The organism is Streptomyces sp. NPDC049813 (assembly GCF_044465085.1).
In the GTDB taxonomy this organism is placed as follows: domain Bacteria; phylum Actinomycetota; class Actinomycetes; order Streptomycetales; family Streptomycetaceae; genus Streptomyces.
The window spans coordinates 117,458-140,008 of record NZ_JBITLI010000020.1 but is presented as its reverse complement, the minus strand read 5'-3'; the positions used below and the strand labels follow the sequence as shown (position 1 = coordinate 140,008).

Annotated in this window: 24 protein-coding genes; 17 read left to right on the top strand and 7 right to left on the bottom strand. The window is 72.9% G+C overall.

Features of this window, described 5'->3' with window-relative positions; translation table 11 throughout:
• The first annotated feature begins 113 nt into the window (after nt 1-113).
• Nucleotides 114-707, top strand: a complete 594-nt coding sequence (locus tag ACIBW6_RS31675; RefSeq protein ID WP_399065720.1) for a TetR/AcrR family transcriptional regulator — start codon at nt 114-116, stop codon at nt 705-707.
• A 46-nt stretch (nt 708-753) separates the two neighbouring features.
• Here ACIBW6_RS31675 and ACIBW6_RS31670 read toward each other — a convergent pair whose 3' ends face one another.
• A complete protein-coding gene (locus tag ACIBW6_RS31670) occupies nt 754-1,539 on the bottom strand; it encodes a LysR family substrate-binding domain-containing protein (RefSeq protein ID WP_399065718.1) in 786 nt (261 codons plus the stop codon).
• A 68-nt stretch (nt 1,540-1,607) separates the two neighbouring features.
• Here ACIBW6_RS31670 and ACIBW6_RS31665 point away from each other — a divergent pair, with 68 nt between their 5' ends.
• Nucleotides 1,608-2,015, top strand: a complete 408-nt coding sequence (locus ACIBW6_RS31665; RefSeq protein WP_399065716.1) for a DUF5997 family protein — start codon at nt 1,608-1,610, stop codon at nt 2,013-2,015.
• Here the strand turns inward: ACIBW6_RS31665 and ACIBW6_RS31660 are convergent.
• Both ACIBW6_RS31660 and ACIBW6_RS31655 read right to left on the bottom strand, forming a co-directional pair.
• Nucleotides 1,960-3,246, bottom strand: a complete 1,287-nt coding sequence (locus ACIBW6_RS31660; protein WP_399065714.1) for an MFS transporter — start codon at nt 3,244-3,246, stop codon at nt 1,960-1,962. The genes ACIBW6_RS31665 and ACIBW6_RS31660 overlap by 56 nt on opposite strands.
• A complete protein-coding gene (locus ACIBW6_RS31655; RefSeq protein ID WP_399065711.1) occupies nt 3,243-3,812 on the bottom strand; it encodes a helix-turn-helix domain-containing protein in 570 nt (189 codons plus the stop codon). The genes ACIBW6_RS31660 and ACIBW6_RS31655 overlap by 4 nt, the downstream gene beginning before the upstream one ends.
• On the opposite strand from ACIBW6_RS31655, the gene ACIBW6_RS31650 reads away from it, so the two are divergent.
• Nucleotides 3,811-4,332 (top strand): GNAT family N-acetyltransferase, encoded by a 522-nt coding sequence (locus ACIBW6_RS31650; RefSeq protein WP_399065709.1) that lies wholly within the window; start codon nt 3,811-3,813, stop codon nt 4,330-4,332. The two genes, ACIBW6_RS31655 and ACIBW6_RS31650, sit on opposite strands and share 2 nt — an antisense overlap.
• 21 nt (nt 4,333-4,353) lie before the next feature.
• Here ACIBW6_RS31650 and ACIBW6_RS31645 read toward each other — a convergent pair whose 3' ends face one another.
• Nucleotides 4,354-4,665 carry an ANTAR domain-containing protein gene (locus ACIBW6_RS31645; RefSeq protein ID WP_399065707.1) on the bottom strand — a complete coding sequence of 104 codons (312 nt, stop codon included), beginning with the start codon at nt 4,663-4,665 and terminating at the stop codon, nt 4,354-4,356.
• Nucleotides 4,666-4,884: 219 nt separating this feature from the next.
• Here ACIBW6_RS31645 and ACIBW6_RS31640 point away from each other — a divergent pair, with 219 nt between their 5' ends.
• The 5 genes from ACIBW6_RS31640 (at nt 4,885) to ACIBW6_RS31620 (ending at nt 8,158) form a co-directional block, all read left to right on the top strand.
• The gene (locus ACIBW6_RS31640; RefSeq protein ID WP_399065705.1) at nt 4,885-5,802 is read left to right on the top strand and encodes a helix-turn-helix transcriptional regulator; all 918 of its coding nucleotides are present in this window, start codon (nt 4,885-4,887) and stop codon (nt 5,800-5,802) included.
• 76 nt (nt 5,803-5,878) lie between these two features.
• Nucleotides 5,879-6,229, top strand: coding sequence for an ANTAR domain-containing protein (locus ACIBW6_RS31635; RefSeq protein WP_399065702.1), 351 nt, complete (start codon nt 5,879-5,881; stop codon nt 6,227-6,229).
• 161 nt (nt 6,230-6,390) lie between these two features.
• Nucleotides 6,391-7,062 carry a hypothetical protein gene (locus ACIBW6_RS31630; protein WP_399065700.1) on the top strand — a complete coding sequence of 224 codons (672 nt, stop codon included), beginning with the start codon at nt 6,391-6,393 and terminating at the stop codon, nt 7,060-7,062.
• Nucleotides 7,063-7,064: 2 nt separating this feature from the next.
• Nucleotides 7,065-7,256, top strand: coding sequence for a hypothetical protein (locus ACIBW6_RS31625; RefSeq protein ID WP_399065698.1), 192 nt, complete (start codon nt 7,065-7,067; stop codon nt 7,254-7,256).
• A 92-nt stretch (nt 7,257-7,348) separates the two neighbouring features.
• Nucleotides 7,349-8,158, top strand: a complete 810-nt coding sequence (locus ACIBW6_RS31620; protein ID WP_399065697.1) for a hypothetical protein — start codon at nt 7,349-7,351, stop codon at nt 8,156-8,158.
• Between the two features lie 79 nt (nt 8,159-8,237).
• Here the strand turns inward: ACIBW6_RS31620 and ACIBW6_RS31615 are convergent, their stop codons facing one another.
• Entirely contained in the window at nt 8,238-8,663 is a 426-nt protein-coding gene (locus ACIBW6_RS31615; protein ID WP_399065695.1) for a secondary thiamine-phosphate synthase enzyme YjbQ, read from the bottom strand.
• A 157-nt stretch (nt 8,664-8,820) separates the two neighbouring features.
• Between ACIBW6_RS31615 and ACIBW6_RS31610 the strand changes: the two genes are divergently transcribed.
• The 6 genes from ACIBW6_RS31610 to ACIBW6_RS31585 all read left to right on the top strand — a co-directional run bounded on the left by ACIBW6_RS31610 (nt 8,821) and on the right by ACIBW6_RS31585 (nt 14,449).
• Nucleotides 8,821-8,904, top strand: coding sequence for a putative leader peptide (locus tag ACIBW6_RS31610; protein ID WP_356490289.1), 84 nt, complete (start codon nt 8,821-8,823; stop codon nt 8,902-8,904).
• Nucleotides 8,905-9,023: 119 nt separating this feature from the next.
• Nucleotides 9,024-9,902, top strand: a complete 879-nt coding sequence (locus tag ACIBW6_RS31605) for an ABC transporter permease (protein ID WP_399065693.1) — start codon at nt 9,024-9,026, stop codon at nt 9,900-9,902.
• Nucleotides 9,875-10,861: an ABC transporter ATP-binding protein gene (locus ACIBW6_RS31600; protein ID WP_399065691.1), complete on the top strand. Its 987-nt coding sequence runs from the start codon at nt 9,875-9,877 to the stop codon at nt 10,859-10,861. Before ACIBW6_RS31605 ends, ACIBW6_RS31600 begins: the two co-directional genes overlap by 28 nt.
• Nucleotides 10,862-10,906: 45 nt before the next feature.
• Nucleotides 10,907-11,965 carry an ABC transporter substrate-binding protein gene (locus ACIBW6_RS31595; RefSeq protein ID WP_399065689.1) on the top strand — a complete coding sequence of 353 codons (1,059 nt, stop codon included), beginning with the start codon at nt 10,907-10,909 and terminating at the stop codon, nt 11,963-11,965.
• A 4-nt stretch (nt 11,966-11,969) separates the two neighbouring features.
• The gene (locus ACIBW6_RS31590) at nt 11,970-13,133 is read left to right on the top strand and encodes an LLM class flavin-dependent oxidoreductase (RefSeq protein ID WP_399065687.1); all 1,164 of its coding nucleotides are present in this window, start codon (nt 11,970-11,972) and stop codon (nt 13,131-13,133) included.
• 236 nt (nt 13,134-13,369) lie between these two features.
• On the top strand, nt 13,370-14,449 hold the full coding sequence (locus tag ACIBW6_RS31585) for an NAD(P)-binding domain-containing protein (RefSeq protein WP_399065760.1): 1,080 nt from the start codon (nt 13,370-13,372) through the stop codon (nt 14,447-14,449).
• Between the two features lie 31 nt (nt 14,450-14,480).
• Here the strand turns inward: ACIBW6_RS31585 and mltG are convergent, their stop codons facing one another.
• Entirely contained in the window at nt 14,481-15,332 is an 852-nt protein-coding gene (gene mltG, locus ACIBW6_RS31580) for an endolytic transglycosylase MltG (protein ID WP_399065685.1), read from the bottom strand.
• 107 nt (nt 15,333-15,439) lie between these two features.
• Nucleotides 15,440-17,251, bottom strand: coding sequence for an ABC transporter ATP-binding protein (locus tag ACIBW6_RS31575; RefSeq protein WP_399065683.1), 1,812 nt, complete (start codon nt 17,249-17,251; stop codon nt 15,440-15,442).
• Nucleotides 17,252-17,371: 120 nt separating this feature from the next.
• Between ACIBW6_RS31575 and ACIBW6_RS31570 the strand changes: the two genes are divergently transcribed.
• The 3 genes from ACIBW6_RS31570 (at nt 17,372) to ACIBW6_RS31560 (ending at nt 22,535) form a co-directional block, all read left to right on the top strand.
• Complete coding sequence (locus ACIBW6_RS31570) at nt 17,372-17,839, top strand: MarR family winged helix-turn-helix transcriptional regulator (RefSeq protein WP_399065681.1); 468 nt, start codon at nt 17,372-17,374, stop codon at nt 17,837-17,839.
• A 92-nt stretch (nt 17,840-17,931) separates the two neighbouring features.
• Entirely contained in the window at nt 17,932-20,862 is a 2,931-nt protein-coding gene (locus ACIBW6_RS31565; RefSeq protein ID WP_399065679.1) for an FAD-binding and (Fe-S)-binding domain-containing protein, read from the top strand.
• A 143-nt stretch (nt 20,863-21,005) separates the two neighbouring features.
• On the top strand, nt 21,006-22,535 hold the full coding sequence (locus ACIBW6_RS31560) for an ArnT family glycosyltransferase (RefSeq protein ID WP_399065677.1): 1,530 nt from the start codon (nt 21,006-21,008) through the stop codon (nt 22,533-22,535).
• Nucleotides 22,536-22,551 lie beyond the last annotated feature (16 nt).

Below are 22,551 nucleotides of genomic sequence, written 5' to 3'. Positions count from 1 at the left end.
CGCTATGGTGGGGGCGGCACGAAGCGGACACCTGTCCACTCTGTGGTCACGACCGTAGTGGACAACTGTCCGCCCAGCAAGGACCTTTCCCCGCCACGACCCGAGGAGGAGCCGTGCACCCTCCGAAGAAGCAGTCGGCGCTGCGCTCCGACGCGCAGCGCAACCGCGAGCGCATCCTCGCGGTGGCGCTGGCCGAGCTGACGCGCTCGGCGGACGCCCCGCTGAGCACCATCGCGCGCAAGGCGTGCGTCGGGCAGGGCACCTTCTACCGCAACTTCCCGAGCCGGGAGGCGCTCGTCCTGGAGGTGTACCGGTACGAGGTCCAGCAGGTCGCCGAGACGGCGGGCCAGCTGCTGTGCACCCGGCCGCCGGAGGCGGCGCTGCGCGAGTGGATGGACCGGCTCGCCCAGTACGCGATGGCCAAGGCGGGCCTGGCGGACGCGTTGCGCGAGGCCACGACGGCGCGCGGCACCTTCAAGACCCTGGCGCACGGGCCGCTCACCGAGGCGGTCACGCTGCTGCTCGCGGCGAACACCCGGGCGGGCACGATCCGGCCCGGCGTCACCCCGGACGACTTCATGCTGGCGATCGCGGGTCTGTGGCAGGTCGACCCGCACAGCGACTGGCAGTCACGGGCGGGCCGGCTGCTGGACCTGGTGATGGACGGGCTGCGGGCGGGCGCGCCGGGCCCCCCGCCGGACGCGTAGCGCGCCGCGCGCCGGACGCGTAACGTGCCGCGCGCGGTACGGCTGCCTACGAGCGCTTACGGGGCCTGCCGCGCTTGGCTCCCTGCTTGGTGCCCTTGGTGCCCTTGGTGCCGGGCTTGGGGCGGCCCGCGCCCCGGGCCGGGGCCGCCTTGCGGGCAGCGGCCGGTTTCTTCTTCTCCTGTGCCTTCGCCTGCGGGTCCGGTGCCTGGGCCCGGCCGCGGGAGCTGTTCACCGTGCGGCCGCGCACGATCCCCACGAAGTCCTCGACCTGATCGGTGGTGCGCTCCTGCGGCCAGGCGAGCGCCACGTCCGAGCCGGGCGCGTCCACGACCGGCCGGTAGGTGAGGTCCCGGCGGTGGTGGAGCCGGGCCAGCGACTGCGGAACGACGAGCAGGCCGACGCCCGCCGCGACCAGCTCGACGGCGTCGGCGGTGGTGGCGGGGCGCTCGAACGCGGGCTGCCCGGGCGGCCGCTCCCAGCCCATGACGTCGTCCAGGGGATGCTGCACGATCTCCTCGGCGAGATCGGCCAGGGTGACCTCCTCCACCGCGGAGACGACGTGGTCCTTGGGGACCAGTACGACGGTGGTCTCGGTGTAGAGCGGGATCGCGCTGAAGAACGTACGGTCCACCGGCAGCCGCACCAGACCGGCGTCGGCGTCACCGCGGCGCAGCACGTCCGGCGCCTCGCCCGCGTCCACCGGGACGAGGACGAGCGGGGTGCCGGGCAGCCGCTCGTTCCAGATCCGCACCCACTTGGCGGGGGTCGCTCCGGGGACGTACGCGAGCCGGAACGAAGGGGTCGCCGCGGGGTTCTTTTCCGTGCCTGTCACTCCGCAAGGCTACCCGGCGCCGTCCCGCGTGGTCGGGCGCGCGCCCCGCGCTCGATACCCTTGACCTCATGAGTTCGCATCAGAGCACCCAGACCATGAAGCCCGCCACGGCGGCGAAGAAGCTGGGTGTGTACCTCGAGGCCACGCCCGCCGAGTTCCGTGAGGGTGTCGTCTCCCGCAGTGAGCTGAGCGCGCTGCAGACCGAGCCGCCGCAGTGGCTGGTCGACCTGCGGGCGAACGGCCCGCACCCGCGCCCGGTGGTCGCGGAGAAGCTCGGCGTCTCCATCGCGGGCCTGGCCCGCGGCGGTGTCACCGAGCCGCTCACCACCGAGCAGATCGCCGCCCTGAAGGACGAGAATCCCGAGTGGTTGCAGAAGGAGCGGGCCACGCAGGCGGAGGTCCGCAAGGAGAACGTCCGCGTCAAGAAGCTGCACGCGGAGCAGGCGGAGAAGCGGGCCCGGCGCTCCGAGAGCTGAGCCACCGCGCACCTGACCGGCCGGGACGTCCGCGTCCCGGCCGTCGCGCGTCGCGGGGCCGCTCGTCCCGCGGGTCGCGGCGCAGGGCCAGCACCCCGGCGAGCAGCAGCGCGGCGAGCACCGCGCCGGACGCGGCCGGCCAGCCGCCGGACGCGATGAGCGGGGCGGCGAGCGCGGAGCCGACGACCCCGGCCAGGAAGTAGAGCAGCAGGTAGACGCCGCTGAGGCTGCCGCCGCGGCGGGGGTCGACGCCGAGGATGCGCGTCTGGTTGGCGGCCTGCGCGGTGAAGCAGCCCGCGTCGACCAGGGCGAGGCCCGCCGCGGTGACGGCCGGGCGGTCGAGGCCGGTGCAGAGCAGCGCGGCTCCGGCGACGGCCGTGGCCATGCTCGCGCAGATCACCCGGCGCGGCCCGAACCGGTCGCCGAGCCGCCCCGCCACCGGCAGCACGGCGAAGCCGAGCGCCCCGGCGAGGCTGTAGAGGCCGATCGCGGCGGCGTCGAGCGCGTACGGCGGCTCCGCGAGGCGCACGGTGAGCGCGACCCAGACGAGGCTGAAGGCGAAGTACCAGAGGCTGCCGGTGAGCACGGCCCGGCGCAGCACCGGGTGGCGGCGCAGGAGGCCGGGCAGCGCCGTCAGCGTGGCGAGGTAGCTGCCGGTGGGCGCGGGCCGCCCGGCCGGCAGCCGCAGCCACGCCCCGGCCGCGCAGGCCAGCACGAGCCCGGCGAAGGCGAGCAGCATGCCGCGCCAGCCGAGGGCGTCGGCGAGCGCCCCGCCGACGAGGCGGCTGAGCAGGATCCCCGCGGACATCCCGGCGGCCACCAGCGCGACGGCCGCGCCGCGCCGGGCCGGGGGCACCCCGCGTCCGGCGATCGTCGAGGCGCACGCGCTGACGCTCGCGCCCGCGCCGATGACCACGTACGCGACGAGCAGCACGCCGAGCCCGGGGGCGGCCGCCGCGAGGCCGAGCCCGGCGGCGAGCAGGAGGAGCTGGCCCGTGACGAGGCGGCGGGGTGCCGTGCGGTCGGCGAGCGGCAACAGGAAGGCGAACCCGGCGATGCAGCCGGCCAGCGCGGCGGTGGTGACCAGGCCGATCGCGGCGGCGGAGGTGCCGGTGGAGCGGGCGACGTCGCCGAGGGCGGGCTGCACGGCGTAGTTGTTGGCGAGGGCGATCCCGGCGCTGCAGGCGAGCAGCCCGACGGCGCCGCGCCGCAGAGCCGGGAGGTCGCTCATGGGGCGTCCCCGCGGACCAGGACGACGGCGTACCGGCACTCCTGCTCCGTTTCGTTGGCGAAGGCGCACGGCTGGGGCGGGCCCAGTTCGACGGTGTCCCCGGCGGCCAGCTCGTGCACCGTGGCGCCCTCGTGGAAGGTGAGGCGGCCGTCGACGACCCAGATGATCTGCCGGTGGAAGGCGAACGCGGCGGCGGGGTAGGGGACATGGGCCCCGGCGGGCAGCCGGATCTCCGCCACCTCGGCCGGGAAGCCGGGCCCGGAGAGCTGCCGCCGGACGTACCCGGTCTCCGGATCGTGCCACCGCGGGGCCGCGTCCGCGCGGTGGACCCGGTCCGGGACCTCCTCCGGGTCGAGCAGCGTGGCGATGCTGAGCCGGAGCGCCGCGGACAGCTTGCCCAGGACGACCGCGCTCGGGCTGGACTCACCGCGCTCGATCCGGTGGATCATCGCCCGCGACACCCCGGACTCCTGGGCCAGCTCCGACAGCGTCCAGCGGCGCCGGTCCCGCTCGGCCCGGACGCGCGCCCCGATCCGCTCGACGAGGGGGTCTACGATGTTGGACATGAATCCACCATACGAGACGGGGGCTCGGGCGGTGACCGTCCGGCCGGCCCGTCCCGAGGACCTCGACGCGGTGCTCGGGATCCGCAACCACGCCATCGAGCACGGCACGGCGCTGTGGACGGACACGCCGCAGTCCCGTACGCAGGGCGGGGCCTGGCTCGGGGCGCACCTGGAGCGGGGTTCCGCGTACGTCGCCGAGCACGCCGGTGCCGTCGTCGGGTTCGGGGTCTACGGCCCGTGGAAGGACTACTCGGGCTTCCGGCACACGGTCGAGAACTCCGTGTACGTGGCCGACGGCCACCACGGCAAGGGCATCGGCTCCACGCTGCTCGGCACGCTCGTCACCTCCGCCCGCGCGGCGGGTCTGCACGTGATGATCGCCGGGATCGAGGCGGGCAACACGGCGTCGGTGCGGCTGCACCAGCGCCACGGCTTCGAGCACGCGGGCACGGTGCGCGAGGTGGGCCGGAAGTTCGACCGCTGGCTCGATCTGACCCTGATGCGGCTGCAGTTGAGCTGAGGGGCGCGACGGCCCCGCGCGTCAGGACACCTGGTGGCAGCGGGTCAACGCCGAGTCCAGCGCGTGGCGCACGGAAGCGGACAGCTGCCCGCCGTTCGCCCACGCCACCACCTGCCCCGCGACCTCGCGGAGCTTGGTGTCGGTGTGCTGCGAGACGTCCTTGAGCACGTTCCAGCCCTGTTCGGGCGCGAGGCGGCCGAGCACGATGACGACCCCGATCGCCTGGTCGACGACGATGTGCGAGGCGATGGCCTGGCGCAACTGGCGTGCCTCGGCCCGCATCAGGGCGAGGGAGCCGATCCGGTCGCCGTCCCGCTCGTCATCGGTCACCACCGGTCGCCACCTCCCGCCTCTCCCCTGCCGTCAGCCGACCGTCCGACGATGCCGGGAACGGTGCGGGCCCGCGACACCGGGAACGAACACTCCCGCGCGCCGCTGTCCAGAAAACGAACCCCACCGGGCGAAGTCTCCGCCCCGGCACGCCGACGCGTTTCCCGGAAGTCGTGCGCTCTGGGACGAGAGCAGGCGCGGTAGGCACGAGGTGGAGGCGGCATGGAAACCCTGCGCTTCGACAGCACCGACATCGAGGCGACCGAGGAGTTCCTCAGCCAGGCCTACGCGCAGATGCGCATCGGCAACGGCACCACGGACTCCAGCCGGGCACGGATCCGGCGCGACGCCATGGCGGGCGACGTCACGCCGCTCGGCCGGATCTGCCTCTGCGTCGTCCACGACGGCACCATCCAGGACCACGGGTTCGCCGGGGTCGAGGACGCCTTCGGCCCCGGGGACGTGGTCTCGTTCGCCCCGCCCGAACTGCCGTACCAGAACCGGATCTGCGGCGCCCGCTACAACATCACGATGCTGGACCCGGCGCTGCTCAACCAGGTCGCCGCCACCGCACCGCACGCGGCGGCAGGGCCGGTCCGGCTGACCGGGCACCGGCCCACGTCCGAGGGCGCCGCCCAGCACCTGCGGCGCACCATCGTCCACGTACGCGAACACGTCCTGCACGTTCCGGAGGTGGCGGCGCAGCCGCTGGCGGCGGCCACCGCGGCGCAGTACCTGGCCGGCGCCGTCCTGGCCGCGTTCCCCCACACCGCGCTCACCGAGCCGACGGCGAGCGACCGCCGGGACGCGCGGCCCGCGTCGCTGCGCCCCGCGGTCGCCTACATGGAGGAGCACGCTGCCGAGCCGCTGACCGTGGCGGGGATCGCGGCCGCGGCCCATGTCACGGTCCGCGGCCTGCAGTACGCGTTCCGCTGCCACCTGGACACGACGCCGCTCGCGTACCTGCGCCGCGTCCGGCTCTCGCTGGCCCATCAGGACCTGGTCGGCGCCGACCCGTCGCGGGGCGCCACCGTCACGTCTGTCGCGGCTGCCTGGGGTTTCTACCATCCCGGCAGGTTCGCGGCCCATTACCGGGCGGCTTATGGGTACTCGCCGCACCGCACCCTCGCCGGCCGCTGACCCGGCCGGCCCTACCCGCCCTCGTCCGTTCTGTCCGTTCCTGTCCGTCCCCTCTCCCGAGCCCCCGGAGAAGTCCTTGACGCCTCATCACCTGCTCCCGACCCCGGACGAGCCCGCGTCCGCGGCCCAGGAGAGGGCGGAGCTGGAAGCACAGATCACCCACCTCAGGCAGGTGGTGCACGGCCGCGCCGTCATGGACCAGGCCGTCGGAGTCCTTCTCGCCCTGGGCCGCTTCACCCCCGCCGCAGGGCAGGAGGTCCTGCACGCGATGTCCGCCCGGACCGGCCTTGCGCCCCGGCAGGTCGCCCGCCACCTCGTCACGTACGCGAGCTCGGGCGAACTCCCCGCTCCGCTCCGCGAAGAACTGGAACGCCACATCGCCGCGGCCCGCTCGGCGGGCGGGGCGCAGGGGCATCCGCCGCTGTGACAGGGGTGTGACGCAGGAGCGTTGCAGGATGCGGGGCGGCTGCGGATGATGGTCGGCATGGCTGAGCACGGGGGTGCGGCGGATGAGCCGCGACAGGTACCGAGGCTGCGTCGCGCCGACGGCGCGGGGACGACCGCGGCGGGGCCGGTTGGGGCCGGCCTGTGACGGGCGGTGGCGGCGGTGCCGGGGGCAAGGACCTCCAGGCGGACGGCCTGGGCCTGGTCGCCAAGGGTCTGACCGAGGCGCTGGCGGAGCTGAAGGAACTCGGCATGGTCGGCGAGGCAGGCGCCGGGCGCGGCTTCGGTGACATCGCGCTGTCCGGCCTGGAGCTGGGCCATGAGGGCCTGACGGGCGACTTCAAGAGCTTCTGCGAGCGGTGGGAGTGGGGAGTGCGCTCGCTGGTCAACGAGGGCAACGCGTTCGCGGTCAAGACCGGCCTGTCGGCGGGCACCTACTACGAGACCGAGCAGTACGTCGAGGGTTCGCTGAAGGTCGTCACGAACGCCGCGATCGGCAACCCGTACGCCTCCGAGGACGAGGTCACCCAGCAGGGCTGGGGCGACATCGCGAAATCGGGTGCGTACGGCGGCGTGGACTACAGCAAGGAGTCCTTCGACCAGGCCCTGGCCAACAGTGAGCAGGGCTGGAAGGACGCCGGCCGCGACGTCATGACCTCGCACACCGTCGGCCCGATGGGGCTCAACCCGGAGAACCTGCACGGCGCCGCGGGCATGTCCGACGCCGAGTACGACAAGTGGCTCGACGACACCTTCGGCCCCTCCCCCGAGGCGCGGGCCAAGGCCGCCGAACAGCAGCAGGGCGGGGGTCAGTAGCCATGGGTCTTCTCGGTGACATCGGCAACGGTCTGAAGGACGCGGGCGGGGCTCTCAAGGACGGGGTCAACGACGGGGTCGACGACGGGCTCGGCAAGCCATCCGCGAGTCCGCTCACGTTCGCCTACGACGCCGACGCACGGGAGGTCCGGCGCCCCGGCGCGCGCTCGAGCTGGACGCCATCGGCCGGGTGACCGCCGTGACCGCCGACCACTGGACGGGATAGCTCCGCCTACGACTCCGCCGGCAGCCAGACCCGGGCGCAGTGGCCGTCCACATCCGGGCCATGAGGCCACCGGCAAGCGCGAATACGCGGGAACCAACGGCGTTCCCGGTCGGCGGCACGGTCGATGCCGAGTCGACGGCGCGTCCGTTGCGGTTCACCCCGCGCCTCGACCTGCCTGGGCAGCAACTGATCGTGGCCGGCTACACCGACGCCCGCGAGCGGGATGAGCAGGTGGCCGACACCTTCGGCAGCGTGCAGTGGCTGTGGTCGGAGAACGACTTCTTCCGGTTCGACAAGGACCGCTTGGAGCTGTGCAGCGCCACGTTCTACCTGCCCCCGCGGGCCGCCCCCCACGGCGCGAAACTGTGCCGGGAAGCACCCGTGCCGAGCAGTGCCCCAGCGGGGCTCCGCGCGGGTGAGCCGACGGATTTCGAGCTGCCGCAGGCGACCGTGTTCCGCTGCGCCTCGGACGGCGCCGAGCTGGTGTGTCTGCGCACCCCGGGCCTGCTCGCCAGGCAGCCGTACGCAGTCATCGGCATCGCCCCCGACGTCGACCTGCTGATCCACGACGGCGCCCTGACCGGATGGCGCCTGTCCGACCCGGCCCGCTGGCTCACGGACGGCTTCGCCCGCCCGTTCCCGCCCTCTGACGCGATCCCTGCCCCGTCGGCACGGACCCGGCACCACCTCGCCGAGTGCCTGCGCCTCACCTCCGCCCCGGTCGTCGACGCCGTCCTGGACCAGGACCCGGCCGCCTGGCGCGACCTCCTCGCGCTCCAGCGCGCCGTACACGCTCAGGCCGAGGACCGGGCCCGCGCGGACGTCCTGCAGTCCGTGCTGGACCGGCTGGTGGAGGACAACGGGGAGTGACATTGCGTCGACGGCGGAGTCGTCGCGGCCGTATCTGGTCCACCGTCCCGTCGGCGCCGACGGGACGACGCGCCCGCGCTCAGGAGCCAAGGAACGACAACCGGACCTGCCGCTCCGGATTGTCCTTATTGGTATCGACCAGGCACACCGACTGCCACGTGCCCAGTTCCAGCGCCCCGCCGACCACCGGCAACGTCGCGTGCGGTGGCACGAACGCCGGGAGTACGTGGTCGCGGCCGTGGCCGGGGCTGCCGTGGCGGTGCTGCCAGCGGTCGTCCGCGGGGAGCAAAGTGTGCAGGGAGGCGAGCAGGTCGTCGTCGCTGCCGGCGCCCGTCTCGATGATCGCGATGCCGGCGGTGGCGTGCGGCACGAAGAGGTTGAGGAGGCCGTCGCGGCCTCCGGACGCCTCGCGCAGGAAGGTCTCGCACTCCCGGGTCAGGTCGATGACCTGCTCGGAGGAGCCGGTGGTGACGTTCAGGACTCGGGTCGTGAAGGTGTCGGACATGGCTCCATTGTCGCCCGGACCCGCCCGTGGCCGCGGCACGGCGCGGCCGCCCCGGGCACGGCGTGCGGACCGCCACCGACCGTCAGTCGATACTGCTGGTCCGTACGGTGAGACAGGGTATTGACCGGCTGTCGACGAACTGGCTACGTTCTGCCGCATGTCGCGTTCAGTCCTGCTCACCACGCGCGGTCACATCGACCTGCTGCGAGTGACCTCCGCCGCGTGTCGCCGCGGTCACTGACGCCCTCGCGAACCTCCCCTCTTTTCCTTTTCCGCCGCCCCGGTCTCTTCTCCGCGCCGGCGCGCCGTTGACGCGCGCCCGCTGACGCCGGGGCGCGCCCTCCCCTGCCGTGGAGTGCCATGAGCATCAGCCATGCCCCGCCCGGGCCCGCAGCGACCGACATATCCGTCTCTCCGGATACGTGCCTCCCGTCGCCGGAGCTCGAAGCCCTCGTCCCCTCCTCCGCCCGCCGCGCCCGCGTCCCCCGCTGGCTGCGCCGTACCTCCGGACCGCTCCTCCTGCTGCTGGCGTGGCAACTGCTCAGCTCCACAGGGGCGTTGACCCCGGAGGTGCTGGCCTCGCCGGGCACGATCGCCCGGGTCGGCCGGGATCTCGTCGCCGATGGTTCCCTGACGCACGCGATGGGTGTCTCCCTGCGCCGCGTCGCACTGGGGCTGCTGTTCGGCGTCGTCGTCGGCATCGGGCTCGCCCTGGTGTCCGGCCTCTTCCGCGTCGGCGAGGACCTCGTCGACGCGGGGGTGCAGATGCTGCGGACCGTGCCGTTCGTCGGGCTCATCCCGCTGTTCATCATCTGGTTCGGGATCGGCGAGGCGCCGAAGATCGCCATCATCACCCTCGGCGTCTCCTTCCCGCTGTATCTGAACGTGTACGCGGGCATCCGCGGTGTCGACTCCCAACTCGTCGAGGCGGGCGAGTCGTTGGGCCTGAGCCGCTGGGGCCTCGTCCGCCACGTCGTCCTGCCGGGCGCGCTGCCGGGCGCGATGACCGGGCTGCGCTACTCGCTCGGCATCGCCTGGCTCGCCCTGGTCTTCGCCGAGCAGATCAACGCGGACTCCGGGATCGGCTTCCTGATGGTGCAGGCGCGGGACTTCCTGCGCACCGACGTCATCGTCGTCTGCCTGATCGTCTACGCCTTCCTCGGCCTCCTCGCCGACTTCGTCGTCCGTTCCCTCGAAAGGCTGCTGCTGCAATGGCGACCGACGTTCACCGGCCGGTGACCCACCGGGCCGACTGGTCCGCTGTCCGCGTGGCGGGGCTCACTCGCTCCTTCGACGGGCGCGCCGTCATCGAAGATCTCGAACTGGACGTCCGCCCGGGCGAGTTCGTGGCCCTGCTGGGTCGCAGCGGCTGCGGGAAGTCCACGCTCCTGCGCATTCTCGCCGGTCTCGACCGCGACATCGAGGGCACGGTCCTGGTGCCGCGCCGCAGGGCCGTCGCGTTCCAGGCGCCGCGGCTGATGCCGTGGAAGCGGGTCTGGCGCAACGTCGTGCTCGGACTGTCCGGCAAGCCCGAACGGGCTCTGGCGGACGCGGTGTTGGAGGAGGTGGGCCTCGGCCACCGGGCCGGGGCCTGGCCGAAGACGCTGTCCGGTGGCGAGGCCCAGCGTGCCTCGCTCGCGCGGGCCCTGGTGCGGGAGCCCGACCTGCTGCTGCTCGACGAGCCGTTCGGCGCCCTCGACGCGCTGACCCGGATCAAGGCGCAGCGGCTGGTCGCCGAGGTGTGGCAGCGGCGGGGCTGCGCCGTCCTGCTGGTCACGCACGACGTCGAGGAGGCGGTTCTGCTGGCGGACCGGGTGCTGGTCATGGACGCCGGTGTCATCGCCTACGAGACCCCCGTCGATCTGGGCCGGCCGCGCGACATCACCGATCCCCGCTTCGCCGCGCTCCGGGCCGAGTTGTTGAGCCGGCTCGGCGTCGACCATGACGCGCCGGGCGGCGGCGGTCGCCCCGGCGGGACGGGCGGGGACCGGGGGGACGCCACCGGCCTCGCCGGCTCTGCGAACCCTGCCGACTCCGCCGGCCCTGCGGACCCCACGGACCTCGCCGACCCTACGGACCCTGCTGACGTCGCCGGCTCTGCGAACCCTGCTGACTCCGCCGGCCCTGCGGGCCCTGCTCACCGGTCCGACCCGCCCGCCCCCGTCGAGAAGCGCACCGAGACGCACCTCACCGTCTGAGCCCGCCACCCGTCTGAGCCCGCCACCACCCCGAACGGAATCCTCATGCGACGCCTCCTCACCCCACCCACCCCCGCCCTGCCCGTTCTGCTGGTACCGCTCGCCCTGCTCCTGACCGCCTGCTCCACCGCCTCATCCGCCGGCACCTCGTCGGTGGGGTCCGGCGGCGGGACCGACGGGAAGGGCACGACGACCCTCAACGTCGGTGACCAGAGGGGCGGTTCGGAGGCGATCCTGCGCGCCGCCGGCGAACTCGACGACCTGCACTACAAGATCCGCTGGTCCACGTTCACTTCGGGGCCGCCCCTCCTCGAAGCCGTCAACGCCAAGGCCGTGGACATCGGCGCGGTCGGCAACACACCGCCCGTCGTCGCGGCCGGCGCCCACTCGAAGATCAAGATCGTGGCGGCGAGCCACGGCGCCGCGAAGGGCGACACCCTTCTCGTCCCGAACGACTCGCCGCTGAAGAGTCCGGCAGAGCTGAAGGGCCGGGCGATCGCGGTGGCGCAGGGCTCGTCAGCGCACTACCAACTCGTCGCCTCACTGCGGAAGGTGGGCCTCGGCCTCACGGACGTCAAGGTCAAGTACCTCCAGCCGGCCGACGCCCTGGCCGCGTTCACCAGCGGAAAGGTCGACGCCTGGGCCGTCTGGGACCCGTACACCTCGCAGGTCCTGCGCGGCAAGAAGGGGCGCGTGCTGACCGACGGCGACGGACTGACCAACGGCCTCGCCTTCCAGGTCGCCTCCCCCACCGCCCTCGCCGACCAGAAGAAGTCCGCCGTCATCAAGGACTACCTCGACCGGCTGCGACGCGCCCAGGACTGGGTCTACAAGCACCCCGAACAGTGGGCCAAGGTCTGGGCGAAGGACACCGGCCTCCCCTACGAGGTCGCGCTGGACGCCGTGAAGCGTACGAACGGCACCCGGGTGACCGTCGCCGTCGACAAGAACGCCATCGCCTCCGAGCAGCAGATCGCCGACGTCTTCGCCCGGCTGAAGCTCATCCCGGGCTCGGTGGACTTCGCGTCGTTCGTCGACCCCCGCTTCAACGGGAAGCTGCCGGCTTCCACCACCGCCCCCCGCACCTACGGCAAGGAGTCCTGACGTCATGACCGTTCATCTGCACTGGTTCCTGCCGACCGGCGGCGACGGCCGCACCCTCGTGGACCGGCACGCCTTCAGCCAGGGCGCGCTCCAGCGCACTCCGGGCCGGGCCGTCGCCGGGGTCCGGCCACCCGACCTCGACTACCTCGTCCAGATCGCCAAGGCCGCGGAACAGCTGGGCTTCGAAGCGGTCCTCACACCCACCGGCACCTGGTGCGAGGACGCCTGGCTGACGACCGTCGCCCTCGCCCAGCACACCCAGCGCCTGAAGTTCCTCGTGGCGTTCCGGCCCGGCGTCATCTCCCCCGTGCTCGCCGCCCAGATGGCCTCGACCTACCAGCGCCTGACGCGGGGGCGGCTGCTGCTCAACGTCGTCACCGGCGGCGACTCGGCCGAGCAGCGTCGCTACGGCGACCACCTCGACCACGACCGCCGCTACGCCCGTACCGACGAGTTCCTCTCCGTGGTGCGCGGGGTGTGGGGCGGCACGCCGTACGACTTCGCGGGCGAGCACTACGACGTGGACGGCGGGTTCACCGCGCTGCCGCCGGATCCGCTGCCGCAGATCTTCTTCGGCGGTTCGTCGGCCGCCGCGGGGCCGGTCGCGGCGCGGCACACGGATGTCTATCTGACCTGGGGCGAACCGCCCGAGCAGGTGAAGGAGAAGATCGACTGGATCCGGGCGCTCGCCGAGCAGGAGGGGCGCACCGTGCGGTTCGGCATCCGGCTGCACACGATCTCGCGCGACTCCGCCCGTGACGCCTGGTCCGCGGCCGACCGCCTCCTCGACGATCTCACTCCCGAGACCGTCGCCGCCGCGCAGGCCGCGCTGGGCCGCAGCGAGTCCGTGGGCCAGCAGCGGATGCTCGCCCTGCACGGCGGGTCCCGTGAAGGACTGGAGATCTCCCCGAACCTGTGGGCCGGGGTGGGCCTCGTGCGCGGCGGCGCGGGCACCGCGCTCGTGGGCAGCCACGCGGAGGTCGCCGACCGGATCGAGGAGTACCACGCGCTCGGCATCGAGCACTTCGTGTTCTCCGGCTACCCGCATCTGGAGGAGGCGTACTGGTTCGGGGAGGGTGTCATCCCCGACCTCGCCGCACGCGGGTTGCTGCCCGCCGGAGCCCCGGTCACGCGGAGTGCACCGCTCCTGGTGGCGGGCGGGCGCTGAGCCCCTGGCCGGGCCCTGCCGGGGGGGCGTTCGCTCGGGCCGGGCAGGCGGGGCGCCGCGCAGGCGGGAAGATCTCGGAACGTGGGTGAGTTGGTAGAAGCGTGAATGAGATCGGGGCAGCCGGAGGAGCCGGGGCCGCAGCGGCCGCCGGCGGTATCACGTCCGCGCGGGCCGTGCCGGGGCCCGAGGGCGGGGCTCGGGGCGACGTCGGGACTCCGGGACGCCCGGGTTCCGGCCTGGCCGGCGCCCGGCCGGTCGACGTCGTGGTGATCGGCGCCGGGCAGGCCGGCCTGTCGGCCGCTCACCATCTCCGGCGGGTCGGACTCCACCCGGACCGGGACTTCGTCGTCCTGGACCACGCACCCCGCCCGGGTGGCGCCTGGCAGTTCCGCTGGCCCTCGCTCACGTACGGCAAAGTGCACGGCATGCACGCCCTGCCCGGCATGGAACTGACCGGCGCCGACCCGGCGCGCCCCTCCTCCGAAGTGATCGGCGCCTACTTCGCGGCGTACGAGCAGCGGTACGACCTGCGGGTCCGGCGCCCGGTCGAGGTGCGGCGGGTCAGCGAGGGCGAGGGCGGCCGGTTGCTCGTCGAGACCTCGGACGGGGCGTGGGCGCCGCGCGCCCTCATCAACGCGACGGGCACGTGGGACCGGCCATTCTGGCCGCGCTACCCCGGCCAGGAGACGTTCCGGGGGCGGCAGCTGCACACCGCCCAGTACCCGGGGCCCGAGGAGTTCGCGGGGCAGCGGGTCGTGGTGGTGGGCGGCGGTGCCTCGGGCACCCAGCACCTCATGGAGATCGCCCCGTACGCCGCCGCCACGACCTGGGTGACACGCCGCCCGCCGGTCTTCCGTGAGGGCCCGTTCGACGAGAACCGGGGGCGGGCCGCCGTGGCGATGGTCGAGGAACGGGTACGCCAGGGGCTCGCCCCCTTGAGCGTCGTCTCGGTGACGGGGCTGCCGGTGAACGACGCCGTCCGCGCAGCCCGCGCCGACGGCGTCCTCGACCGCCTCCCGATGTTCGACCGGATCACGCCCACGGGGGTCGCCTGGGACGACGGGCGGGAGGTCGAGGCCGATGTGATCCTCTGGGCCACCGGGTTCCGAGCCGCGATCGAGCACCTGGCCCCGCTGAAGCTGCGCGAACCCGGCGGCGGCATCCGGCTGGAGGGAACCCGCGCGGCCCGCGATCCCCGGGTGCATCTCGTCGGATACGGACCGTCGGCCAGCACGATCGGGGCGAACCGGGCCGGGCGGGCCGCCGTCCGCGACATCCAGCACCTGCTGACGAACGGCGTGCCTGCGGCGGCGTGAACCCGGCGCCCACCTCGGCGGCCGCAGGCACTCAACCGCTCTTCTTCCGCTCTTCCTGAATCTTGTTGAACTCCGCCACGTTCCTCCGCTGTTCCGCGTAGTCAGCGGTGAAGCGGGTGTCGCCCGGCTTCACCGTCACGAAGTACAGCCAGTCACCCCGCGTCGGCTCGACCGCCGCTTTCAGCGCCGCCTCCCCCGGGTTCCCGATCGGCGAGGGCGGCAGCCCCTTGCGCGCATACGTGTTGTACGGGTTGTCCAGCTCGGTGTCCTTGGCGCTGGTGTCGAGCGTGGACCGGTCGAGCGCGTAGTTGATGGTGGAGTCCATCTGCAACGGCATGCCCTGTTCGATCCGGTTGTAGATGACGCGGGCGACCTTGCCCATGTCCTCGCCGTTGTCGGCCTCCGCCTGGACAATGCTCGCGACGGTGATCGTCTGGTAGCTGTTCACGGCGGCCCGGTCCGCGCCCGCGGCGGGCCGGCTGCCACCGAACTTCTGGGTCGCCGTGTTGACCATGTACGACAGCAGGGACTGCGGAGTCGACTTGTCGTCCACGGGGTAGGTCGCGGGGAAGAGGTACCCCTCGGGGTTCCCGTCGGCTTCGCCCGGCAGCTTGAGGTGCGCCTTGGGTACGGCCTTCTCGGTGGTACCGGCTGGGAGTTCGAGCGCCTTGTCGACCGCGGCGTAGACCTGCCCCGAACGCCAACCCTCCGGCACGGTCACCGTGTCCGGCCGTCCCCCGTCGTCCTCGGGAAGCATCAGCGGCACGGCCACGGCGGCGGCCGCCGCGGCGAGGATCCCGGCCACGATCAGGGTGACGCGCCCTCTGTGGGTGAGTCGGGAGGAGCTCCGGCGTGGCGCCTCGTGCGGTGTCTCGTCAGGCATATGAGCACGATAACCCGCAGATCATGACAGACCGCTCTCATCCCCGCCTCCCCCGGCAGGGTCCGTCCCGGTCTCCTCCTAGTCTGCCTGCGGCGTCCCGGCACGGGTCACGCCGCTGTCTCCAACTGCGCGTCCCGCCGGACCAGAGCCGCGTACCGGCCCGCGCTGTCGAGCAGTTCCTCGTGCGTGCCGCGCTCGGCTATCCGGCCACCGTCCAGGACCACGATCTGGTCGGCGGCGCGGATCGTGGAGAGGCGGTGGGCGATGGTGAGGGTGGTGCGGTCGGCCGACAGCGCGTCGATGGCTTCCTGCACCGCGTGCTCGGTGCGGGTGTCCAGGGCGCTGGTCGCTTCGTCCAGGATGAGGATCGGCGGGTCGCGCAGGATGGTGCGGGCGATGGCCAGGCGCTGCTTCTCACCGCCGGAGAAGCGGTGGCCGCGCTCGCCGACCACTGTGTCGTAGCCGTCGGGCAGGGCGGCGATGTGGTCATGGATCTGGGCGGCCGCGGCGGCCGCGTACAGCTCCTCGTCCGTGGCGTCCGGCTTGGCGAACCGGAGGTTGTCGGCGACGGTGGCGTGGAAGAGGTACGTCTCCTGCGAGACCACGCCGACCGCGCGGGCGAGGGTGTCGAAGTCCAGGTCGCGGACGTCGTGCCCGTCGATGGTGACCCGGCCGCCGGTGACGTCGTACAGGCGTGGGACGAGGTGGCTCAGCGTGGACTTGCCGGAGCCGGTGGGGCCCACGACGGCGAGGCTGCCGCCGGCCGGGACGGTGACGTCGATGCCGTCCAGGATCGGGCCCTGCCGGTCGTCGGTGTCGTAGCGGAACTGGACGTCCTCGAAGCGGATCTCGCCCTTGACCGCGTCCAGATGGACCGGGTCCGCGCGCTCGGTGATGTCGACGGGCAGGTCGAGGTATTCGAAGATGCGCTGGAACAGGGCGAGCGAGGTCTGGATCTGCACACCCGTCTGCAACAGGCTGACCGTCGGCCGGAACAGTCCCTGCTGGAGCGAGACGAACGCGACGAGCGTGCCGATGGAGACGCTGGGCCCGCCGAGCTGGAACGCGATGCCCGCCGCCCAGTAGATGACCGCGGGCATGGCGGCCATGACGATGCCGATGACGGCCATGCGCCAGCGCCCCGCCATGTTCGACCGGACCTCCAGGTCCACCAGCTGGTCCGACTCGTCGGCGAAGGACTTCGTGAGGGAGTCGGCGCGGCCCATCGTGCGGCCGAGCAGGATGCCGCTGACGGAGAGCGACTCGGTGACGGTCGCGGCCATGGCGGCCATCTGCTTCTGCCGCTGGGTGGCGATCTTCTTGCGCTCGCGGCCGACCCGCCGCGCTATCCACACGAAGACCGGCAGCAGGAGAAGGGAGACGATCGTGAGGCGCCAGTCGAGGGCGATCATGGCGACGATCGTGGCGATGACGCTCGTCAGGTTCGAGACGAGGGACGTCGCGGTGGAGGTCACGGTCGCCTGCATGCCGCCGATGTCGTTGGCGATGCGGGACTGGACCTCGCCGGTGCGGGTCTTGGTGAAGAAGGCGAGCGACATGCTCTGCAAGCGTCCGTAGACGGCCGTGCGCAGGTCGTGCATGACGCGCTGGCCGACGGTCGTCGAGATGAGGGTCTGCAGGACACCGAAGACGCTGGTGACGACGGCGCTGAGGATCATGCCGAGCGCGAGCAGGCTGAGCAGCCCGGTGCGGCCCTGCGGGATCGCGACGTCGAGGATCTCCTTCAGCAGGAACGGCGACGCGACCGTGACGAGCGAGGCCGCTGCCACGAGCAGGCCGACGAGGGCGAGCCGGGCGCGGTAGGGACGGAAGAGGGACAGGATGCGGCGGATCTGCCGCGGCTGGTCCGATGACCGGGCATCGGGCGGCGGCGACCAGGTGATGACGTCGCGGGGCATGGGCCTCCTAGGGGCGGGGAGACCTCGGCGGACAGCAGCCGAGATCGATTTCGACTTTCAGGAGCATAGCTCATTGTTACCTATACTCACAATGCACAAAGTCCTGGTAATGTTCCCGCCATGAGTACCCCGGACGCCGACGGCTTCCTCGCCGAGCAGCTACTGCGGCTCACCCGCCGCCTGCACCGGATCCAGAAGCGCCAGCTGGAGCCGGTCGGGATCACGCCCGCGCAGTCCAGGCTGCTGCGCACGCTGGTGCATTACGAGACGCCGCCGCGGATGGCCGATCTGGCCGCGCGGCTTGAGGTCGTCCCGCGTGCCGTGACCAGCGTCGTGGACGGTCTCGAGGCCGGGGATCTGGTGCGTCGGGTGCCCGACCCCGCCAACCGCCGGGTCATCCGGATCGAGCTGACCGGCAAGGGGCGCGCCGCCCTGTGGGAGCTGCGCAGCGCGCGCCGGGCGGCCGCGGAGGAGATCCTGGCCCCATTGGACACCCAGCAGCGGGCCCAGCTGACGGTTCTGCTGAACGCGCTGTTCGAAGCCCCGCCCGACCTCAGAACCGAATGCCCGCGCGAACACGAGAACTGACCGGCCCGCCGGTGCACGCGCACTGACGGGACACCCGTACAACCGCTGCCGGACCGCACGTCGTCCGGCAGCACGAGGAAAGGCGAGAGCCCATGCCGCTGCTGGAGCCGAAGCCGGAAGCCCTGCGTCCCGGGGCCCGTTCCTCGGGCCCCGCGCCCGACCGGGTCGCGGACGGCCAGGCGGGCGGCACCCCGGAGCCGCTGCGCTCGGAGCTGGAGCGCCTGCTCGGCGCGGAGAAGGTGCTCTCGAAGATCTCGGACCTGGTGCGCTACGCCTCGGACGCGAGCCCGTACCGGTTCGTGCCCCAGGTCGTGGTGGTCGCCGAGGACGTCGACGACGTGTCGGCCGTCCTGTCGTACGCGCACGGCAAGGGCCGCGAGGTCGTCTTCCGTGCCGCGGGCACCTCGCTGAACGGACAGGCGCAGGGCGAGGACATCCTGGTCGACGTCCGGAAGTTCTGGTCGGGCGTCGAGGTCATCGGTGACGGCTCGCGGGCGCGCATCGGGCCGGGCACCACCGTCGTCCGGGCCAACGCGACGCTGGCCCGGCACGGCCGTGTGCTCGGCCCGGACCCCGCCAGCGCCATCGCGTGCACCCTCGGCGGCGTCGTCGCGAACAACGCGTCGGGGATGACGGCCGGCACCACCCGGAACTCGTACCGGACGCTCGCCTCGCTCACCTTCGTCCTGCCGTCCGGCACGGTCGTGGACACCGCCGACCCCGCGGCCGACGCGCAGCTCGCGCTGGCCGAGCCCGAGCTGTGCGAGAACCTGCTGGCCATCAAGCGGGAGATCGAGGCGGACGCGGAGCTGACGCGCCGGATCCGCGCCAAGTACGAGATCAAGAACACGAACGGCTACCGCCTGGACGCCTTCCTCGACGGTTCGACCCCGGTCGAGATCCTGCGCGGTCTCATGGTCGGTTCGGAGGGCACCTTCGGGTTCATCTCGGAGGTCGTCTTCGACACGCTGCCGCTGGACCGGCGCGTGTCGACGGCGCTGCTCTTCTTCCCGTCGCTGCCGGCCGCGGCCGCGGCCGTGCCCGCCTTCAACGAGGCGGGGGCGCTGGCCGTGGAGCTGATGGACGGCAACACACTGCGGGCGTCGGTCAGCGTGCAGGGCGTACCGCAGGACTGGGCGGAGCTGCCGCGGGAGACGACGGCGCTGCTCGTGGAGTTCCGGGCGCCCGACGAGGAGCGCCAGGCCGCTTACGAGGCCGCGGCCGAGAAGGCGCTCGAAGGGCTGGAGCTGGTCACGCCCGTCGCCTCGGTGACCAATGTCTTCACCCGCGACCCGAAGACCATCGGCGGTTACTGGAAGGCGCGTAAGGCGTTCGTGACGGCGGTCGGCGGCGCGCGACCTTCGGGCACCACGCTCATCACCGAGGACTTCGCGGTGCCGCCGTCGCGGCTCGCGGAGGCCTGCGAGGCCCTGCTGGAGCTGCAGACGCGGCACGGTTTCGACGCCGCGGTGGCCGGCCACGCCGCCCACGGCAACCTGCACTTCCTGCTGGCCTTCGACGCGGCCCTGCCGGCGGACGTGGACCGGTACGCGGCGTTCATGGACGAGTTCTGCCGCCTGACGGTGGAGCGGTTCGACGGCAGCCTGAAGGCCGAGCACGCCACGGGACGCAACATCGCGCCTTTCCTGGAGCTCGAATGGGGGCCGCGGGCCACGGAGTTGATGTGGCGGACGAAGCAGGTCATCGACCCGGACGGCGTCCTCGCGCCCCGGATCGTCCTCGACCGCGACCCCCGGGCCCATCTGCGGGGACTCAAAACGATCCCCAAGGTGGAGCTGATCGCCGACCCGTGCATCGAATGCGGGTTCTGCGAGGACACCTGCCCGAGCGAGGACGTGACGACCACACCCCGTCAGCGCATCGTCCTGCGCCGCGAGATGATGCGCCAGTCCCCCGGCTCCCCGGTCGAGGACGCGCTGATCGACGCCTACGGGTACGACGCGGTGGACACCTGCGCCGGGGACTCCACCTGCAAGCTGGCCTGCCCGGTCGGGATCGACACCGGTGCCTTCATGAAGGGTTTCCGGCACGCGCGTCACTCGCCGCGCGAGGAGAGGATCGCCGCGCTCACCGCCAAGAACTTCAAGGCCGTGGAGGCGTCGGCACGGCTCGCGGTGGCCGCCGCCGACAAGATCGGCGACCGGCTGCTCACGGCCGTGACGAAGACCGCCCGCCGGGCGGTCCGCCCGGACCTGGTGCCGGAGTGGCTGCCGGAGATCCCCAAGGCCGCGGCACGGAAGCTGCCCCGCACCACGCGCGCGGGCGCCGCCGCCGTCTACTACCCGGCCTGTGTGAACCGTATCTTCGGCACCCCGGGCGAGCTGTCGCTGCCGCAGGCCGTCGTCGCGGTCTCCGCGCGCGCGGGCCGCCCGGTGTGGATCCCGTCCGACGTCACGGGCACGTGCTGCGCCACGATCTGGCACTCCAAGGGATACGACGAGGGCAACACCGTCATGGCGAACCGGATCGTCGAGGCCGCCTGGGGCTGGACCGCGGGCGGCCGCCTCCCGCTCGTCGTCGACGCGTCGTCCTGCACGCTCGGCATCGCCCACGAAGTGGTCCCGTACCTCACCGACGACAACCGGCAGTTGCACGCGGAGCTGACCATCGTCGACTCGCTCGTGTGGGCGGCCGATGAGCTGCTGCCGCGTCTCACGGTCGAGCGCACCATCGGTTCGGCCGTGCTGCACCCCACCTGTTCCATGGAGCACCTCGGCGACGTGGCTCAGCTGAAGGCGGTCGCCGAGGCCTGCGCCGACGAAGTGGTGATCCCGGACGACGCCGGGTGCTGCGCCTTCGCGGGCGACCGAGGCATGCTCCACAGGGAGTTGACCGAGACCGCCACCCGCAAGGAGGCCGCGGAGGTGACGTCCCGGGCCTACGACGCGCATCTGTCGGCGAACCGGATGTGCGAGGTGGGCATGGACCACGCCACGGGCCGCTCGTACCACTCCGTGTTGATGGAGCTGGAGCGGGCGACACGGCCGGCGGGCCGCGCCTGAGCAGGGTGCCGCGGATCGCGCCCGGCCCTGGCCCTGGGCCCCGTGCCCCGTGCCCCGGCGAGGAGTGACCCGGCCGGCGCGACGTCTCGACCGCTCCCCGTGCCGCCGGTACGCTCCCGGCGCACCGGGGGAAGGCGGGGGACATGGCCGAAGCACTCGCGCCGGCGACGCAGGGTGCGGCGCCGCTCGCACCGGTGGCCTGGCGGCCGCTGCTGTGCGTCGTCGCCGGGTACGCGGCACTGCTCACCCTGGTCTCGGCCCGGTACGGCTACCACCGCGACGAGTTGTACTTCGTCGCCGCGGGCCGCCGACTGGCCTGGGGGTATGTGGACCAGCCGCCGCTCACCCCCGCGCTGGCCCGTGTCTGCACCAGCGTCTTCGGGGACCATCCGGCCGGGCTGCGGGCGGCGGCGACACTGGCCGCGTCGGCGACCGTGCTCGTCGTGGCGCTGGTGGCACGGGAGTGGGGCAGCGGGCGCGGTGCCCAACTCCTCGCGGGCGTGCTCGCGGCGCTCGGCGCACAGGTCCTGGCCGTCGGGCACATGGTCTCCACCGCCACGTTCGATCTGCTGGTGTGGGCGGCGCTGAGCCTGTACGTCCTGCGGGTGCTGCGGACCGGCGACGCCCGATGGTGGCTCGCGGCGGGTGCGGTCACGGGGATCGGCGTGCAGAACAAGTACGTGGTCGTACTGCTGGTGGCCGTGCTGCTGGTGTCGGTCGGCTGGGTGGGCCCGCGCGCCGTGCTGCGCAGTGGCTGGTTCCTGGGCGGCTGTGCGGTGGCGCTCGCGCTGGCCGCGCCGACTCTGGGGTGGCAGGCGGCCCACGGCTGGCCGCAGTGGACCGTCGCCCGGGGCATCAGCGAGGACGACGGGGCGGAGAACCGCGCCCTGCTCGTCCCGCAGCAACTCATCTACCTGTCCCCGCTGTTCGTGCCGGTGTGGGTGGCCGGCTGGCTGCGGCTGTGGCGCGCCGCGGACCTGCGGTGGGCGCGCTCGTTCGCGGTCGCGTACCCGCTGCTGTGCGCCGTGGTGCTCATCCTCGGCGGCAAGGGCTACTACCCTGTGCCGCTGCTCGTGGTGCTGCTCGCCGCGGGGTGCGAGCCCACCCTTCGCTGGGTGCGGGCGGGGCGGGCCCGGCGCGCGCTGCTGCTGGGCGCCGTGGCCGTCTCCGCCGCGCTGAACGCCGTGATCACGCTGCCTGTGCTGCCGCCCTCCGCACTGGCCGTGCCGCTGGCCCTCAACAAGGAGCAGGGTGAGCAGCTCGGCTGGCCCGAACTCGCCGACGCGGTCCAGGGAGGCTGGGAGCGGATCCCGGCGCGGGAGCGGCGCCGGGCCGTGCTGTTCACCGGCAACTACGGCGAAGCGGGCGCCCTGGAGCACTACAGTCCCGCGCGCGGGCTGCCCGCCCCCTACTCCGGCCATATGAGCTACGCCGACTGGGGTCCGCCGCCCGACACGGCGAACGGTCCTGTCCTCCTCGTCCGGCTGGCCGATGCCTCCGGTATCGAGCGGCATTTCACCGGATGCCGGACGGTCGCCCACGTCGACAACGGTCACGGAGTCGACAACGGTCACGGAGTCGACAACGAGGAACAGGGTGCCGCCGTCGTCCTGTGCCAGCGGCCGGCACGGCCGTGGTCGCAGCTGTGGCCCTCGCTGCGCCACGCCTACTGACGAAGGAGCCCTCCGC